Source organism: Campylobacter troglodytis (assembly GCF_006864425.1).
GTDB lineage: Bacteria > Campylobacterota > Campylobacteria > Campylobacterales > Campylobacteraceae > Campylobacter_D > Campylobacter_D troglodytis.
Map to the genome: position 1 here is coordinate 1 of NZ_QHLI01000265.1, position 405 is coordinate 405.

Annotated in this window: 1 protein-coding gene; it reads right to left on the bottom strand. The window is 40.0% G+C overall.

The features are described 5' to 3' along the window. Positions 1-405: KH domain-containing protein (locus tag DMC01_RS14345; protein WP_185908998.1), on the bottom strand; the 405-nt coding region annotated here is incomplete at both ends.

Sequence of the window (405 nt, forward strand, 5' to 3'; positions counted from 1 at the left end):
AAATCCCCTCCCTATCAACAAACAACCCTCAGTCCTATCAAGCGGGGATTCTAGCACATTTGTGCCTGAGTGGATGAGTATGGCTGTTCTTGCCTTATCGCCATCATATCTTTCATAGCTAAAAACAAATTCACCGTCATATAGTCTTGGCAGTTTTATTTGTGAGCTACCATCCATCATATATTCTCTAAGCCCTTGTCCTGTTGGTGCAACTATGAATTTATAATGCCCCTCAGGTATGCGTAAAACAGTGCCAGCTAAAAGCCCATCAGGACCGCAAGGCTCTAAGATGACACCTTTTGCTATGTTCTCTTGTGCCACTAATTCATATTCTCCATTTTCTTGTCGTTTTAATATTTGATAATCCGACAAAGTATATTTTGGTGTTTGTGTATGACGATTTAT